The organism is Lentisalinibacter sediminis (genome assembly GCF_040706615.1).
GTDB classification, from domain to species: Bacteria; Pseudomonadota; Gammaproteobacteria; order Steroidobacterales; family Woeseiaceae; genus Lentisalinibacter; species Lentisalinibacter sediminis.
In genome coordinates this window covers 780,950-796,400 of sequence record NZ_JAPDRF010000005.1, presented here as the reverse complement: position 1 = coordinate 796,400, position 15,451 = coordinate 780,950, and the positions used below count along the sequence as shown (strand labels likewise).

At 69.5% G+C, this 15,451-nt stretch carries 14 protein-coding genes; 6 read left to right on the top strand and 8 right to left on the bottom strand.

Annotation, left to right across the window (positions count from 1 at the left end; genetic code table 11):
- Position 1 precedes the first annotated feature (1 nt).
- The 6 genes from ACJMKX_RS13930 to ACJMKX_RS13905 form a co-directional block, all read right to left on the bottom strand.
- A complete protein-coding gene (locus ACJMKX_RS13930; RefSeq protein WP_405226546.1) occupies positions 2-358 on the bottom strand; it encodes an ATP synthase subunit C in 357 nt (118 codons plus the stop codon).
- A complete protein-coding gene (locus ACJMKX_RS13925; protein ID WP_405226543.1) occupies positions 355-2,190 on the bottom strand; it encodes a V-type ATP synthase subunit I in 1,836 nt (611 codons plus the stop codon). The genes ACJMKX_RS13930 and ACJMKX_RS13925 overlap by 4 nt, the downstream gene beginning before the upstream one ends.
- Complete coding sequence (locus ACJMKX_RS13920; RefSeq protein ID WP_405226540.1) at positions 2,187-2,870, bottom strand: hypothetical protein; 684 nt, start codon at positions 2,868-2,870, stop codon at positions 2,187-2,189. The genes ACJMKX_RS13925 and ACJMKX_RS13920 overlap by 4 nt, the downstream gene beginning before the upstream one ends.
- Before the next feature lie 4 nt (positions 2,871-2,874).
- A complete protein-coding gene (locus ACJMKX_RS13915; protein ID WP_405226537.1) occupies positions 2,875-3,204 on the bottom strand; it encodes a hypothetical protein in 330 nt (109 codons plus the stop codon).
- A gap of 194 nt (positions 3,205-3,398) precedes the next feature.
- On the bottom strand, positions 3,399-3,641 hold the full coding sequence (locus ACJMKX_RS13910) for a hypothetical protein (RefSeq protein ID WP_405226534.1): 243 nt from the start codon (positions 3,639-3,641) through the stop codon (positions 3,399-3,401).
- Between the two features lie 86 nt (positions 3,642-3,727).
- Positions 3,728-4,552, bottom strand: coding sequence for a choice-of-anchor H family protein (locus ACJMKX_RS13905; RefSeq protein WP_405226531.1), 825 nt, complete (start codon positions 4,550-4,552; stop codon positions 3,728-3,730).
- A gap of 164 nt (positions 4,553-4,716) precedes the next feature.
- Here ACJMKX_RS13905 and ACJMKX_RS13900 point away from each other — a divergent pair, with 164 nt between their 5' ends.
- Entirely contained in the window at positions 4,717-4,995 is a 279-nt protein-coding gene (locus ACJMKX_RS13900) for a hypothetical protein (RefSeq protein WP_405226529.1), read from the top strand.
- On the top strand, positions 4,992-6,512 hold the full coding sequence (locus ACJMKX_RS13895) for a phytoene desaturase (RefSeq protein WP_405226526.1): 1,521 nt from the start codon (positions 4,992-4,994) through the stop codon (positions 6,510-6,512). Before ACJMKX_RS13900 ends, ACJMKX_RS13895 begins: the two co-directional genes overlap by 4 nt.
- A 164-nt stretch (positions 6,513-6,676) precedes the next feature.
- Here ACJMKX_RS13895 and ACJMKX_RS13890 read toward each other — a convergent pair whose 3' ends face one another.
- Positions 6,677-7,327 carry a hypothetical protein gene (locus ACJMKX_RS13890; RefSeq protein WP_405226523.1) on the bottom strand — a complete coding sequence of 217 codons (651 nt, stop codon included), beginning with the start codon at positions 7,325-7,327 and terminating at the stop codon, positions 6,677-6,679.
- 124 nt (positions 7,328-7,451) lie between these two features.
- Positions 7,452-8,945: a 1-hydroxycarotenoid 3,4-desaturase CrtD gene (gene crtD / locus ACJMKX_RS13885; protein ID WP_405226520.1), complete on the bottom strand. Its 1,494-nt coding sequence runs from the start codon at positions 8,943-8,945 to the stop codon at positions 7,452-7,454.
- A 97-nt stretch (positions 8,946-9,042) separates the two neighbouring features.
- Here crtD and ACJMKX_RS13880 point away from each other — a divergent pair, with 97 nt between their 5' ends.
- The 4 genes from ACJMKX_RS13880 (at position 9,043) to ACJMKX_RS13865 (ending at position 15,406) form a co-directional block, all read left to right on the top strand.
- Positions 9,043-10,221 (top strand): aromatic ring-hydroxylating oxygenase subunit alpha, encoded by a 1,179-nt coding sequence (locus ACJMKX_RS13880; RefSeq protein WP_405226517.1) that lies wholly within the window; start codon positions 9,043-9,045, stop codon positions 10,219-10,221.
- 124 nt (positions 10,222-10,345) lie between these two features.
- Complete coding sequence (locus ACJMKX_RS13875) at positions 10,346-10,927, top strand: acyl-CoA thioesterase (RefSeq protein ID WP_405226515.1); 582 nt, start codon at positions 10,346-10,348, stop codon at positions 10,925-10,927.
- Positions 10,924-14,091, top strand: a complete 3,168-nt coding sequence (locus ACJMKX_RS13870; RefSeq protein ID WP_405226512.1) for an outer membrane lipoprotein-sorting protein — start codon at positions 10,924-10,926, stop codon at positions 14,089-14,091. Before ACJMKX_RS13875 ends, ACJMKX_RS13870 begins: the two co-directional genes overlap by 4 nt.
- Before the next feature lie 22 nt (positions 14,092-14,113).
- Positions 14,114-15,406, top strand: coding sequence for a DUF1302 family protein (locus ACJMKX_RS13865; protein WP_405226510.1), 1,293 nt, complete (start codon positions 14,114-14,116; stop codon positions 15,404-15,406).
- Positions 15,407-15,451 lie beyond the last annotated feature (45 nt).

Below are 15,451 nucleotides of genomic sequence, written 5' to 3'. Positions count from 1 at the left end.
GTCAGCCGAGTCGGTTCAGGATGAGGATGGCGACGATGAGCCCGTAGATGGCGATACCCTCGGCCAGACCGACCAGGATGATGATGCGGCCGAACAGCTCCGGCTTCTCCGCCAGCGCGCCGACGGCGGCGCTGCCCACCTTGGCCACGGCATAGCCGCCCGCGGCAGCGGACAGGGCTGCGGACGCGGCTGCCGCGGCGAAGCCCCAGCGCAGGGCGCCCTCGCCGATGCCGGCGCCGGCGACGCCTTCCTCGACTGCCAGCAACGGCAGGCTGGTGATCATCAGGAACGCGCCGAGTCCGACGGTGATCAGGGCAAGGCCGATGAGTCCTGCGAAGATCATCTTCATACTGGTCATGCTTTACTCCCTTTGGTGGGTGTGCGGGTTTCGGGCGGCGGCAGCGGCCGGAACGGACGGCCGGTCGCCTTCAGGAATCGGATGAAGAATTCGAACAGCAGCAGGCGGGTGGTCTGGATGCCCACGATGAGCCCTTCGAGGGCGATGATCAGGGCGTTGCCGAGCGCCAGCACGATCAGCATCCCGGTCAGATTGCCGGTGGCATCGGCCATGCCGACCACGGCGACGCCCAGCCCGGCGTGGGCCAGCGCGAAGGCGCCGACGCGGACGAAGGAAACCGTATTCACGCCCAGCTGGAACAGGGACTCGACGAACTCGCCGGCGGCCTGACCCAGGGCAGCGGGCGTCCGCTCCCCGGCGCTGACGAACGCCTCGCCGAAGACGTACCAGAGGGAACCGGCCACCGCCAGGTACAGGAAGCGCACGTCGAAGAAGCTCGCCACCAGCGCGAGGAAGGCCACCATGAGCCCCACCCGCCGGTGCCACCAGATGGACCACTGCCCCATCCAGCGCCATTGCACCGCATCCAGCACCAGACCCAGCAGCAACACGAGAATGCCGAAGCCGAGCGACGTGCCCAGCACCGTCAGCGGGTGCTCCAGCGGGTGCAGCCACAGGGCCGGGATGATGTCCTCCCGCGCGAACACGCTGCCGAAGGCCACGCCGAAACCCATGGAGGCGATGCCGCCGGGGATGAGGATGCCGAGCTGCGGGATCTTCCGGTACAGGAAGAGACCGGCGACCAGCAGCACGGCGCCGTGGCCGACGTCGCCGAACATGAAACCGAACATCAGCGGCGCGAGGAAGGCCACGATCATGCTGGGGTCGGTCTCCTCGCCGCCGGGGGTGCCCAGCTGGCGGGCGAAGAACTCGAACGGCCGGGCCCAGGACGGGTTCCTGAGCAGCATGGGTATCGGATAGCCCGCCGGCGGCTCGCAGAGGCGCATCAGGTAACGGAGGCCGGCCTCCTCCAGCGCGGCGCGGATACCATCGCCATCGGTGTCGCTGGTCCAGCCGGTGATCCAGGCGAAACTCTCGCTGCTCGGGAAGCTCGGCACGTGATGGGCCATCCAGTCGAGCAGTTCGAAGGAACCGATGATCTGCGCGATGCCGTGCTCGTCGTTCAGCGACTTGAGCCGTTCGCCCAGGCGCTCGTGTTCACGGCCCAGTTCGGCCAGGCGTTCGCGTATGTCGGCCAGTGCGGCGTCCGGCTCGCCGGCGAGCCCCTCCGGGAGTGCCACCGGCTCCGCCTTCATGCCGGTCAGGGCGCTGGCCAGGGATTCGTACTCGCCCCTGGGCCCGACCGCCAGCAGATAGGTTTCGTCGTCCAGTGCGATGCGCTGGACTATGACACCGGCGGGCACCCCCTCCGGCCAGGTCTCCGCCGGCATGCGGAACAGCCCGCAGCCGATCGTGGGACCCGCGGCGGCGAGCCCGGCGGGGCTCGGCAGCGCCTCGGGCGCCTCGTTCAGGAGGCGCTCGATACAGGCCAGCCTCGAGCGCTCCCTGCGAAGTTCCTCCAGCCGGGCGATAAGTGGCTGCGCATCGTCGGCCCAGCCCCGCAGCACCGCCATGGAAGCCTCCGCGTGCCGGGGGTCCAGGTTCGGCGTGGCGGGCGGCGGCTCGGGCCAGTAGCGGCCGTAGCCCCGCGCCAGCTCCCGGTACTCGGCCAGCACGGCCTGCAGCTCGGGCGTCGCAATACTCTCCGCGCTGGTGCTGTGGGACTGCAGTTCCACCGCGCCGGTGTCCGCGAGTGCCTTCAGCGCGGCCGTGGCCTCGGACCGCGGGGTGAGGACCTCGAACCAGCGGGCAGGGCGCGAACGGAAGCTCATGCCGCGGCTCCCACCACCCCCCGTCCGGAGAATGCCTGTCGCCGCACAAGCCCGCCCCGGAATCGCTGCACATCCAGCGCGGTCAGCAACAGATGGGCGAATACGGCGGCGGGATCCAGGGCATGGCGCCGGAACACCGTCGTCACCCGGTGCTCGAGGCGCTCGTGGAGACGGGCCGCCCGGGAGACGGAGGCCTGCTCCGGGTCCCGGTTCGCCGCGATCCACTCATCGACGGCCGCCTCCAGCGCCGCGAGCCCGGCCCGCTGGTCGGCGTCCGGGGACGGCATGCGCGCCCGCCATCCCTCGCGCCACTCGTCCAGGCTGTCGGGCGCCTCCACCCCGCTCTCCTCTTCCGACGTGAGCCAGACCGGCAGCTCTTCGGCGGTGGCGGCGTGGGCGGCCGTCGGCACGTCCGGCAGGCAGCCGCACCACTCGATCGCATCCCGCCAGGGCTCCGGCGACCAGGACGCGACCTGGCCCAGATAATGGCGCCAGGAGCGGCGTATCGACGCCTCGAGGCGGTGGATATCGTCCTCGGCGTTCAGTCCCTCCGCCCAGGTCGACAGCACGCCGGTGCGGGCGGCCTCCAGGTAAGCGTGGGCGGATTCGCAGGATTCGAGCCGGCTCCAGTCGGACTCGTCCGGGCGCCTGCCATGACGCGCCTGTATTCGTGCCTGCACATAGCTAAAGCCCGCGCCGGTCATCTTCGCTTCCGCCGCACAGATGCGCGGCCAGGCGATCGGCAGCGCGACGCACCCGCTCACGTTCCTCGTCACTGAGATTCAGGGGATCTTCGTCCGCCTCGCCGCGATCTTCGGCGAGACGGGTTTCCCGGCGCACGGCATCGGCGCACAGATCGTGCGCACGCCGTATGCGTTCGGCAGCACGCTGCTCGATACGGCGGACCTGCTCGTTGGCGTCGGCGATGATGGCGGCGCCACGGCGCTCGCCGGCGCGTATGGCATCACGGGCGGCCTGCTCGGCCTCCAGCACATGATCCATCGCGCTCTTCAAACTCGTCTCGCGTCCGGAGACAGGAGACCTTTTCTGCATCGCCCTGACCTCCCGCAGCTCCGATGCCGTGGCCGGGCCAGCGCACGGAACGGAATCCGCACGCCGCACAAGTCATGGTAGCTGCAGCCTATCTGCAGCCGTCATCGGGAAAAGCCCTTACCGGATCAGGGTTTTCGCGCGGGAGGGCGCGGCGGTCAGGTCATCGAGACTTCTGTGAACTCCGCCAGAAACTCGACCATGCGGCGCAGACGCCGACGGTCGAAGGCCGCCGGTCCCGGCAGCGGCCGGTCGGCCACGACCCAGCGCACACCGTGGCGGTCGCACCACGCCCAGGTCAGCCGCCCCACCGGCTGCACGTCGCTGTAGGTACCGCACTGGGGGCAGCCGATCGGGCGCCGACGCTCCAGCGGGAAGGGGATGATGTCGGCTCCGGGCATGATCCGTCGCAGGTTCCGTGGCTTCGATCCTGCGATTGGAGCCGCTACCCGGCGGAGCGGCTGTGATCCGTTTCTCACCAGCGGTATCACCGGCCCGCCCGGCCGCGGAAACTGTGACGCCGTCGGCGCCACAGCCCCAGCCCGGCCAGCGCGGCCAGGCCCGCCAGGGAGAACGAACCCGAGCCGCCGCTGCCGTCGGAGTACACGACCGGCGGCGGGATGTCGCCGTCGAAGGAGATGTCCTCCAGCGGCAGCAGACCGAGGTCCGATGAATCCAGGGCGTCGAAGTCGGCGACGAAGCGGTCGTCCCAGGCATCGTAGACCTCGATGAGCACGTCGTAGAGACCCGGGGGGAAACCGGCTACCAGCTCCGCCTCCACCTCGTAGTCGTCGCTGGATGACGAGCCACGGATAGTGAAGACGTCGGTCTCGTGGATGAGCGTGTAGGTGCCGCCCGGCTCGCGCAGCCAGATGTCGGCATAGACCTCCGCTTCGCTGTAATCGGTATCCACGTCGAAGGTCACCTGCAGCCAGGTGTAGTAGCCGTCCCGATCGAGGTCGTCGAACAGACGTGTCTGCGCGTCGTAGATGCGGAACCCGCAGCAGGAAATGGCACGCTGCTCCGGCGCGGTCGGCGCGGTCTTACTTAGCTCCGCCGTCACGCCCCTGCCCTCGAACTCCTCCAGGGCCGATGCCGGGCGGCGCTCGCTGTCACCCCGCTCCGCCGCGAAGCCGTCGGCGGTTCGGGTCTGCGGCTCGGTGCCGTCGGCGCTCGCGGCAAAAGCCCCCGCCGCCACCGTGAGCGCCGCCGCTGCCACCAGTGCAGGGAACCACCGGGCGGGCCAGTCGGGCAGCGCGCGTGATGGCCGCCGGCCTGCGTGTCTCTTCGCCGTGTGAGATGTGCGTTCCATATCCGTCTCCCTTTCTCCAGCCATTGCCGATGACGTGGGTACATTGGAACGCCGTCGCGCTGAACGCGGGCTGAACCGGTACGCCGGCAAACCGAGATTCCCCGCCGCAACCCGGTCCGCTATTCTCATGCCCTTTCGCGAACGGGACAGGGGAGGAGCGCCACGTGCAGTCGTTGATCGAGTCGGGCCGCATCGTCGACATCGTGCTGGCGGTGCTGGTGCTCGAGGTATTCCTGCTCGCGTTCTGGCATCGGCGCACCGGCCACGGTATCGCCGCATTGCCCGCCATATTGAACGCGGGCGCCGGCGGCAGCCTCGCGCTGGCGCTGCGGGCGGCGCTGACCGGCGGCGGCTGGCAGTGGGTCACCGCCTGGTTGTTGTGCGCGCTCGCCTTTCATTCGGCGGATCTGGCGCGCCGCTGGTCGCGGGAGACGGCACGGTGAGCACTCGTCCGTCGCACGATCTTCCGTCGACCGCAGGGTCCACCGCCGTGGTCATCGGTGCGGGCTTCGGCGGGCTCGCCGCCGCCATACGCCTGGGCGCGCGGGGCTATCGCGTGCGGCTGTTCGAGAAACTCGACGCCCCGGGCGGGCGCGCCTACGTGTTCCGCCAGGACGGCTACACCTTTGATGCCGGGCCCACCATCATCACGGCACCGTTCCTGCTGGAGGAACTCTGGCAGCTGGCCGGCCGGCGGCTCGAGGACGACGTGAAGATCGTGCCGATGGACCCCTACTACCGCATCCGTTTCGCGGACGGCGACCACTTCGACTACAGCGGCGACGACGAGGCCATGAAGCGGGAGATCGCCCGTTTCAATCCGGCCGACGTGGCCGGTTTCGAGCGCTTCCTGGCGGCGAGCGCGAAGCTCTACGCTATCGGCTTCGACGAACTGATGGCGGCGTCCTTCGACTCGTTCGGCTCCATGTTCGGGTCGCTGCCGGATCTCTTCCGCGCCCAGTTCTACCGCTCGGTGTACGGGCTGGTGTCACGCTACATCTCGCATCCGAAACTGCGCCAGGTATTCAGCTTCCACCCGCTGCTGGTCGGCGGCAATCCCTTCACCGCCACCGCGGTGTACGCCCTCATCGCCCAGCTGGAGCGCCGCCACGGCGTGCACTTCGCCATGGGCGGCACAGGCAGCGTCGTGGACGGCATGGTAGGACTCATCGAATCCCTCGGCGGAGAAATCCGCTACAACGCGCCGGTACGCGAGATCCTGGTGGAAGGCGGCCGGGCGGCGGGCGTCAGGCTGCGCGACGGTCAGACCGTGGCCGCCGACGTGGTGGTCTCCAACGCGGACTCGGCCGCGACCTATCGATACCTGCTGCCGCAGCACGTGCGGCCGCGGCGCTGGACGGAGCGCAAACTCGGCCGCTCCCGCTACTCGATGAGCCTGTTCGTCTGGTACTTCGGCACCGACCGGCGCTACGACGACGTACCCCATCACATGATCCTGCTGGGGCCGCGCTACCGGGAACTGCTGGACGACATCTTCCGCCGCCAGCAACTGGCGGACGACTTCAGCCTGTACCTGCACCGGCCGACGGCGACAGACCCGTCGCTGGCGCCGCCGGGCGGCGACGCCTTCTACGTGCTCTCGCCGGTGCCGCATCTGGACAGCGGTATCGACTGGTCGGAGACTGCGGAGCGCTATCGGACGGCCATCGCGAAGAGCCTGTCGGAGACCGTGCTGCCGGATCTCGAGCAGCACGTGGTCACGTCACGGATGATGACGCCGGCGGATTTCCGCGACCGCCTCTGGTCGATCAAGGGCGCGGCCTTCGGCCTGCAGCCGATCCTGCTGCAGACGGCGTGGTTCCGCCCCCACAACCGCAGCGAAGAAGTCGAGGGCCTCTACCTGGTGGGTGCCGGCACCCACCCGGGCGCAGGACTGCCCGGCGTTATCTCGTCGGCGAAGGTACTGGACGAGATCGTCCCGGACCCACAACCAATGTAGGAGGGGCTTTAGCCCCGATCTTCGCTCGAGGTGGCCGAGCGCTGATCGGGGCTAAAGCCCCTCCTACAGTCCCCCGTAGTCCGCCCCAGTCGATGGCGGGCCAACGTCGCTAGCAGGATGCCGCAGTCAGAAGAGCGGGTCGGGCCTGAAGGCCCTCCTACCTGTTAGTTGGGGGAGCCCATGCCGCCGCCGTGCTGCTGCATGGCCTGCTGCGCAAGCTGCTGGTATTCCTGCTGGGCGGTCTGCAGCCGGGAGATCAGCTCGTCGGTCTGCGGGTTTTGCTCCTGCATCGCCGCGACGAGATTCTCGTTCAGCGACTCGCGTTTCGCCTGGAACTCCTCGTCCTGCATGATCTGGCCCTGGGCCTGCTGCATCGACGTCATTTCCTGGCGCAGCTGCTGGCGGTTCTGCTGCTGCTCCTCGGCAGACAGCTCGCCGCTCTCCATCTCGCCCTGGAGCTTGTCGATACGGCCGCGGGCCGCCTCGGCATCGTAGCCGCTCTCGGCCATCTTCTCGTCCACGAACGAGATGAGGTCGTCACGCTGCTTGGCGAGCTCCGGGTTCGCCTCGATGGTGTTCTCCTGGATCTCCATCAGCTGCTGGTTGAGCTGCTGGATCTCGGCCCGCTTCGCCTGCACCTGCTGGATGAGTTCGCTGCCCGGGCCCTGGGAATTCGGCGCCATCATGCCGCCCGGATGCCCCTCGGGCATCTGCTGGGCGCTGACGCTCGCTGCGCCGAGCACCAGCACCGCGGCGGTTCCGGCGGTGCGAAGGAGGTTCAGCGGACGTAGAAAATTCTGGGACTTCATAGACATGGCGTCGGTACGCTCCTTGTTTCATAGGGGAAGCACGGCACCTCAATGCCGCGGCAACAGGCGCGCAGGGTAACAGCCGGACTCGGGGCCGTGTCAAAAACGGCTGCCCGCCGCGGCGCCCCCGTCAGGCGCCCTGGAGGCCCAGGTCCGCCTGCACGCTGGCGGCTGCGAGCCGCCCGGACAACGCGGCCATCGGCACGCCCGGCCCCGGATGCACACTGCCGCCCGCGAGATAGAGCCCGCGCAACCGTGAGCGGGAGCCGGGACGCAGGAACGACGACCGCCAGCCGTGGGTAGGCTGACCGTACAGGGCGCCGCCGGTCGCGGGGAACAGCGCATCGAAATCCGGCGGTGCGGTCGTCAGCATGGCCCCGTCGGCAGGCTCCAGAGCCAGCCCGTGGCGTTCGAGCGCGGCGAGGACCCGGTCGCGATAGCGGGCTACGGTCGCCGCATCCATGTCGCCGGGGGCCGCGTTGGCGAGGCAGAAGATGCGCTCCTCGCCGTCGCCGGGCCGGGCTGCCGGCGCCCGATCCTGCGCGCAGACGTAGACGGTGGGCGTCTTCGTCATCGAAGCGCGCTCGAAGATGCTGTCGAACTCGTCCGGATAGTCGTCGCCGAAGAAGACCGTGTGATAGGCGAGTGGAAACCCGCTCGTCCGCGCCCGTGCCGACAGCGTCATGGCGGACAGCGAGGACGGCGGCGCGACGCGGGCCGGCACGGCCCGGCAGGCCTCGTCGCCCAGCAATCCGCGGGCCAGCGCGGCGGCGTCACCGTTGAACACCACCGCCTCCGCGTCGAGGCGCTCACCGCCATCCACCTCCACGCCCGCGACCCTGCCGTCGCGACCGGTGAGCACACGCGACACGTGACAACCGTAGCGCAGCTCTGCGCCGGCGGCCTCCGCCGTCCCGGCGAGCGCCTCCGCCAGCCTCTGCATGCCGCCGCGCACCACCCACACACCCGCGCGCTCGGCATGGGCGATCAGCATCAGCGTCGCCGGAGCGCGGAAGGGGGACGAGCCGCAGTAGGTGGAATAGCGGCCGAACAACTGCCGCAGCCGGGGATCGGTGAAATGGCGGCCGAGTTCCGTCCAGAGCGAGCGGAAGGCATTGATTGCCAGCAGGTCGGGCAGCCCGCGCAGGCCCAGCTTCCGGGTGAGCCCGAACACGCCGGGACGCTCGGCTCGCATGAACGGCTCGTCCAGCGTCTCGAACACGCGCCGGGAATGCCGGGCGAAGCGGCGGTAAGCCTCGGCCTCCGCGGCACCTGCCAGCTCGCCGATAGCGGCCGCGGAGCGCTCGACGTCCGCGTAGAGGTCGAGCCGGCTGCCATCCAGCCAGGCATGCCGTGCCAGCAGATCCGCGGCGTCGAGTTGCAGATGATCGTCGAGCCGCTGGCCGGCGGCAGAGAAGAGCTCGTCGAAGACCTGGCGCATCGTGAATACGGTGGGTCCGGAGTCGATCCCGGCCCCGTTGACGCGCACCTCACGCATCTTCCCGCCGGGTACGCCATGACGCTCCAGCACGGTAACCGCGGCACCGGCAGAAGCAAGCTCCAGCGCCGCCGCCAGGCCCCCCATGCCCGCGCCGACCACGACGACCCGCGGTCTCGTGCCCATTGAACCTCCCGCTCCGTTGGATCGGCCGACATTATGGACCATTGCGCGCCTGTCCCCGGCCGTGAACGATGCTAAGCTCTTGACGGAGGGGATGCACTTGGCCAGTGACACGGCAGACATCGCAGCGACGGACAGCGGGACGCTGACGCCCGCGCTGAGACGCCTCGTGGGCGCGCTGGTCGAGTCGGCCGGAAGCGGTGTCGATGCGGCAACCGGAATCCGGCATGTGCCGGCGAGGGCCTACCTGGACCCGGCCCGGTTCGAATCTGAGCGCTCCGAGCTGTTTCGGCGGCTACCGGTGCCGCTGGCACCGTCGGCCCTGCTGCCGACGCCCGGCCACGCGGTAACTCACGACGGCCACGGCGTACCGCTCGTCATCACCCGGGACCGCGACGGCATGGCGCACGTCTTCCTTAACGTCTGTCGCCACCGCGGCACCCGCCTCGTCGAGGGCACCGAGGCCTGCCGCACCGGCGCCCTCGTCTGCCCCTATCACGCGTGGACCTACAACCTGGACGGCAGCCTGCGCGGGCTGCCGCGGCCGGATACGTTCCCGGGCATGGACAAGCGGGACTACGGCCTCGCGGCACTGCCCTGCCACGAGGCCGGCGGACTCGTCTGGAGCGCACTGGATGACGCCGCGCCCGACTTCGACGCTTTCCTCGGCGAGCTGCCGGCGGACTTCGATGCACTGGGCCTGCCCGGCATGCACCTTTACCGGTGTCGCACCCACGACGTGGCCGGTAACTGGAAACTGATCATGGATGCGTTCCTGGAGTCCTACCACGTGCAGCGCCTGCACAAGGACACGATCGCGCCGTTCTTCGCCGACTCCATTACGGCGGGAGACCGGGTGGGACCCCACTTCCGCAGCGCCGTCGGCCGGGAGGAATTCCTGCGCGCCGCCGATCTCGATTCCCTGGCTCACCTCCGCCACTACGTCACCTTCTCCTACAGCCTGTTCCCGGGCGCGGTGATCATCGTCAGCCCGGACTACATCAACGTCATGCTGCTCTACCCCCGCGCCGTGGACCGCACGCTGGTGGAGGACTTCATGCTCATCCCCGAGCCGCCGGCGGACGAACAGGCCGAGGAGCACTGGGCCCGCAGCTTCGAACTCCTCGACGGCGGAGTGTTCGCGGCCGAGGACTTCCGCGCCGCCCGCCTCGGTCAGGAGGGGCTCGCCACCGGTGCTGTCACCGAGCTGACGCTGGGCACCGCCGAAGCCGCCGTGGCCGAATTCCACGCCGAGGTACAGGCCCGCCTCGACGGCTGAGCACTCCCCCGCCCACCCCGTCTGGCGGGTTTCTGGTTTCTTTTCCGATCTCTCTCAACAGGGGAGTCATGAACGGCGTTCGCCCGACGGCGGACGGCCATCGAGATCGGAGGAGAAAAAAGCAATGAACCTCTACTTCCGCCTGCTGCGGGCCTACCTCTACGGCCTGCTCGGCGCAGGGATACACCCCGAGGAGCCGGCCGAGAGCCGTTTCCGCGTCTGGTTCAACGACCTGGACGCCTTCGGCCACATGAACAACGGCCGCTACCTGCAGATCATGGATGTGGCGCGGACGGAGTGGATGACCCGTATGGGCGTCGTCGCTGCCATGCGTCAGTACGGCTGGGCCGCGCTGCTCGGCGGCAGCGTGGTGCGCTTCCGCTATTCGCTGCGGGTGTTTCAGCTCTACCGGGTGCGCACGCGCCTGCTGTACTGGGACCATCGCTGGTTTTTCCTGGAACACGCGTTTATCGACGCCTCGGACCGCTGCGTGGCCGTCGGCACGACGAGGGCCGCGATGCGCCGTCGCCGCGAATGGGTGCCGGCCGTCGAGGTGGTCACCGCCGTGCGCCCGGGCGCGGAGCGGCCCGCGCCGCCCGCCTACCTGCGTGACTGGCTGACGCTCGAGAAACGCATCTTCGACACGGCGGCAACCCACGCCGCCGAGGCCCGGGACGTGGCGCCCGGTCTGGCAGGAGCGGAATGATGTTCCTCGACCGCGACTTCACCGAGCGCTTCTTCCGGCGCGTCGTTGCCCGGCCGGCCGTCACACTGGCGGCGGGACTGCTGATTATCGCGCTGTGCGTCGCCGGCCTCACGAGGCTGGTCAAGGACACCTCGGTGGAGGCCTTCATCCCGGACGATCACCCCTCGGTGCTTGCGAACGACCGTGCGGAGGAACTCTTCGGCATCTCCAAGCCGATGGCCATAGCCGTCATGACCACCGACGGCGGCTCGGTCTTCCGCCCGCAGATACTGGAACTGGTGCGGGAGGTCTCGGAGCGCGTGGCGCGTATCCCCAACATCCGCCCCGACCGGGTGGCGAGCATCGCCACCGAATCCTCGATTCGCGGCGAGGACGGCGCCGTTTACGTCGAGCGCTACGTAGACCGCAGTGGCCCACCAGCCGCGACGGCCGCCGCCGAGGCCGCGCAGCGCTGGCGGGCCATGCCGCCGCACGTCGATGCACTGGTGAGCGCCGACGAGACCGGCGCCGTCATCATGGCGGAGCTGATCGACGACGACCTCGCCGCCGAGACCTACGAGGCGGTGCGGCGCCTCGTGCGCGAATACGACCGCGGCCCGGCGGAACTCCTGGTCGCCGGCCCGGCCGCCGTCAGCGGCTACCTCGGCGCCTATATCGACCGGGACGCGCGCAAGCTGCAGCCGCTGGTCTTCCTGCTGGTACTCGGCTTCATCTACCTCGCCTTCCGCCGGACCACGGCGCTGCTGGGGCCCGTATTCGTGATACTCGGCTCCGCCGGCGGCGCCCTGGGGATCATGGCCTGGGCCGGCACACCGTATTTCGCCATCACCAATGCACTGCCGGTGATCCTCGTGGCGATCTCGGTAGCGGACGCCATCCACATCCTCACGGCCTACTATGTGCTCCGCGCCCGGCATCCGAACGGCGACGCGCGCGAACAGGTAATCCGGGCCATGGTCGAGATGGCGCGGCCGATTACACTCACCACACTGACCACCATGGCCGGCTTCGCCGGCATCGGCATCGCCTCCATCATGCCGCCCATCACGGCGTTCGCCTGGTACGCCATGCTGGGCGTGGGCCTCGCCTGGGCCTTCTCGGTACTCGTGCTGCCCAACGCCCTGGTGCTGCTGAAGCCCGCGCCCAGCCCGGCATTCGCCGACTGGCGCATGCGCCGGCCCGACCCGATCGGCCGCCTCTTCGCCCGCATCGGCAACTGGAGCGCCGCGCGGCCGGCGCTGGTGCTCGGCCCTTTCGCGCTGCTGGTCGCCGTGGCCGCCGCGGGCGCGCTGCAGCTGCGCATCGACCGCTCCCAGGTGGAGAACTTCGCCGCCGACGAACCGCTGCGCATCGCCGACGAGCGCATCAACGAGCGCTTCGCGGGCACCGCGTTCCTGGACGTGATCGTGGAGGCGGACGAGCCCGAGGGGCTGCTGACCGGCGAGGCGATGGAGCGCATCCTCGCGCTGCAGGGCTACTTCGAATCACTGCCCCACGTGCAGAAGACGGTCTCGATCGCCGATTACATCGGCCTGCTGCACGGGGCCATAGAGGCGACCGGCACGGCCCGGGTGCTGCCCGCCGGCGACGACGCCGTGGGCCAGTATCTCTTCCTCTACGAGGTGACCGGCGACCCGGGCGACCTCGCCGAGGAGATCGACGGCGACTACCGCACGGCGCTCGTGCGCGGCGTGCTCGATGCCCACTACTACTCCCAGACGGCGCCCACCGTCGAGGCTCTGCAGCAGTACGTGCGGAAGGAGTTCGATGGCAGCGGACTGACGGCCACGCTGGCCGGCGACGTCAACATCGGCTACCACTGGATGAGCCGCCTGCAGGATTCCCATTTCCTCAGCGTCGGACTGTCGCTCGCGATGGTACTCGCCATCTCCTGTCTCACCTTCGGCAGGATCTGGGCCGGCGTGATCGCACTCGTGCCGGTGAGCTTCACGGTGCTGGTGCTCTACGGCGTGATGGGTTATCTCGGCGTGTTCCTCGAGCCCGCCACGTCCATGTTCGCGGCGATATCGGTAGGCGTGGGGGTGGACTTCGCCATCCACCTCATCGACCGCATCCGGCACGCGCTGCGGGCCTTCGACGAGGACCTCGGCGAGGCCATTGCAACGGCGATGCCGGGCACCGCCCGCGCCTGCTTCTTCAACGCCGCCGCCCTCGGGCTCGGCTTCGCGGTGCTGCTCACCAGCGAGCTGCCCACGCTGCAGCGCTTCGGCGGTCTGGTGACGGTGGCCGCCTTCGCGAGCTTCCTCACGGCGCTGTTCATCGTACCCGCGCTGTTCGCCGTCAGGCAGTGGCTGCGCGGCCGGCTGCTGCGGACCGCGTCGGCATCCACCGGCGGCGCCGCGGCAGCGATCATCGCTCTGGCTCTCGCACTCGGCGCGGTGCCGGCGGAGTCACGCGCCGAGACGCCCACCGGCCGGGAGATAGCGGAGCGGGTCGCCGCGCGGCCGGAGGGCACCGCGACGGAACGGCTGGTGCAGATCACCGTCGAGCCGCGCAGTGGCCGGCCTACCGAGCGCACGGCGGTGATCATGAAGCTCAACGATGAGCAGGCGCGGCGAACCCGGATCACCTACACGGCGCCGAAGATGGGGCGGGGGACTGCGTTCCTCGTCCACGACCTTCACGCCGAGGGCGCCGAGGATCCGCGCTGGCTCCATATTCCTGCCACGCGCAAGACGCGCCGCATTCCAGCAGGCGACCGCTGGAAAGCTTTCCAGGGTACGGACTTCAGCTACGGCGACATGCAATCGGAGCTCAAGTTCGACCTCGCCGACTACGAGTTTCGTTACGAGGGCCGCGCGGCAACAGCCTGCGGCGTGCTGTACCGCCTCTCCGGCACGCCGCGCACCGACGCCATTGCCCAGGAACTCGGCTACGGCGGCTTCGAGGCCGTCGTCGACGGCGAGACCTGGCTGCCGGTGTCGATCGATTTCGCGGACCGCGACAGCCGGCCGCTGAAGACCGTCACCGTCGCGGCGGTCGAGAACATCGACGGCTACTGGACGGCCACCGGCATCGAGGCGGTGAACCACCAGACGGGGTCGCGGACCGTCTTCGACTTCGAGACGGTCGAGTACCTGGATGACCTCCCGGAGCACCTGTTCCGGCAAGGCAGCCTGCAGCGCGGGCTCCCGGGCTACTAGGGGGATGGCAATGGAGACGGTCATGAGATGCCTGCCCCTGATCGCACTGCTCGCCATGACCGGCACGGCCCACGGAGCCGGCAATGCGGAACTGCGCACGGCGCTGCACTACGGGCACGCGACGAGCACGGACGACACCCTGAGCACCCGCCTGGAACTCGAGCCCGCCGTCGAGACCGCGCTCGGCGAAGGTGCGCGGCTGGTCGCCTCCGCCCGCCTCGTCTGGGACGGCCGCGACCGCCTGGTGCCCGGCGAACCGGACACCGACACTTACGCGACGGCGTCCCGGCCGGCGGCCATCGGCGACGACGTGGTTGCGGAGCTCCGCGACGCCTACGTCGAATTCTTCCTCCCCGGCGGCCTGCTGCGCCTCGGCAAGCAGCAGATCGTCTGGGGCGTCCTCGACGGGCTCAAGGTCCTCGATACCCTCAACCCGCAGCACTTCCGGGAGTTCATCCTGGCGGACTTCGCGGATTCGCGCATCGGCCTCTGGAGCGCCTACGCCGATCTCTATATCGGCCCGTGGCGCACGGAGTTCGCCTGGATCCCGGATGCTACCGGGCACGAGATTCCGGCCGACGGCGCCTGGTTCGAACTGACCGCGCCGCGTTTCCGTTACGGCACACCCGCCGGCACACCCGGTCTGCCGGTGCGCACCGACAAACCGGAGCACGGTCTTGAGGACTCCGCCGTCGGCCTCCGACTTTCCCGCACGCTGGGCGGATGGGACCTGGCGCTGGTGGCGATCTCCGGTTCCGACTTCGAGCCCCTGGGAAGGGTGAAGGTCTCTCCGGCCGGGCCGGTGCTCGAACGCTACTACGAGCGCCGCGAGCTCTACGGACTGAGCGCCGCCTACTCCCTCGGGCGGTTCGTGCTGAGGACGGAACTCGCGTTGCGGCCCGGCCGGGAGTTCAACCTGAGTCGCGGCGGCGTGCTCGCCGCCGAACCGCTGGACCAGCACACGGCCGGACTCGGCGTGGACTTCCGCGGGCCCTTCGATACCTTCGTCAGCCTGCAGTACCTCGTGGACCACATCCAGTCCGCGCCCGCCGGGCTGGTGCGCCCGGCCACGGACCGCCTCGCCACGCTGTTCCTGCGGCGAAACTTCGCCCACGACCGCCTGTCGGCGGAGCTGCGCTGGTACGGCGACGTGGGGCAGGGTGACGGCATGGTACGCGGCGCGCTCACCTGGCTGGTCGGCGACGAGACCAGTCTCCGTATCGGCTTCGATGCTTTCCACGGGGATGCCGACGGCCTGTTCGGCCAGTTCGCCGACCGAGACCGTATCACCCTATCGCTGGAGCACTACTACTGATGCCCAGGCGCCCTCGGCAGACGGGGGAGCGCAGCGACCCCGACC

Excerpts from the sequence above, each read along its gene's own strand:
- ACJMKX_RS13930 (WP_405226546.1), bottom strand. The coding sequence starts at position 358 with ATGACCAGTATGAAGATGATCTTCGCAGGACTCATCGGCCTTGCCCTG.
- ACJMKX_RS13865 (WP_405226510.1), top strand. The coding sequence starts at position 14,114 with ATGAGATGCCTGCCCCTGATCGCACTGCTCGCCATGACCGGCACGGCC.
- ACJMKX_RS13905 (WP_405226531.1), bottom strand. The coding sequence starts at position 4,552 with ATGGAACGCACATCTCACACGGCGAAGAGACACGCAGGCCGGCGGCCA.
- ACJMKX_RS13925 (WP_405226543.1), bottom strand. The coding sequence starts at position 2,190 with ATGAGCTTCCGTTCGCGCCCTGCCCGCTGGTTCGAGGTCCTCACCCCG.
- ACJMKX_RS13870 (WP_405226512.1), top strand. The coding sequence starts at position 10,924 with ATGATGTTCCTCGACCGCGACTTCACCGAGCGCTTCTTCCGGCGCGTC.
- ACJMKX_RS13910 (WP_405226534.1), bottom strand. The coding sequence starts at position 3,641 with ATGCCCGGAGCCGACATCATCCCCTTCCCGCTGGAGCGTCGGCGCCCG.
- ACJMKX_RS13890 (WP_405226523.1), bottom strand. The coding sequence starts at position 7,327 with ATGTCTATGAAGTCCCAGAATTTTCTACGTCCGCTGAACCTCCTTCGC.
- crtD (WP_405226520.1), bottom strand. The coding sequence starts at position 8,945 with ATGGGCACGAGACCGCGGGTCGTCGTGGTCGGCGCGGGCATGGGGGGC.
- ACJMKX_RS13875 (WP_405226515.1), top strand. The coding sequence starts at position 10,346 with ATGAACCTCTACTTCCGCCTGCTGCGGGCCTACCTCTACGGCCTGCTC.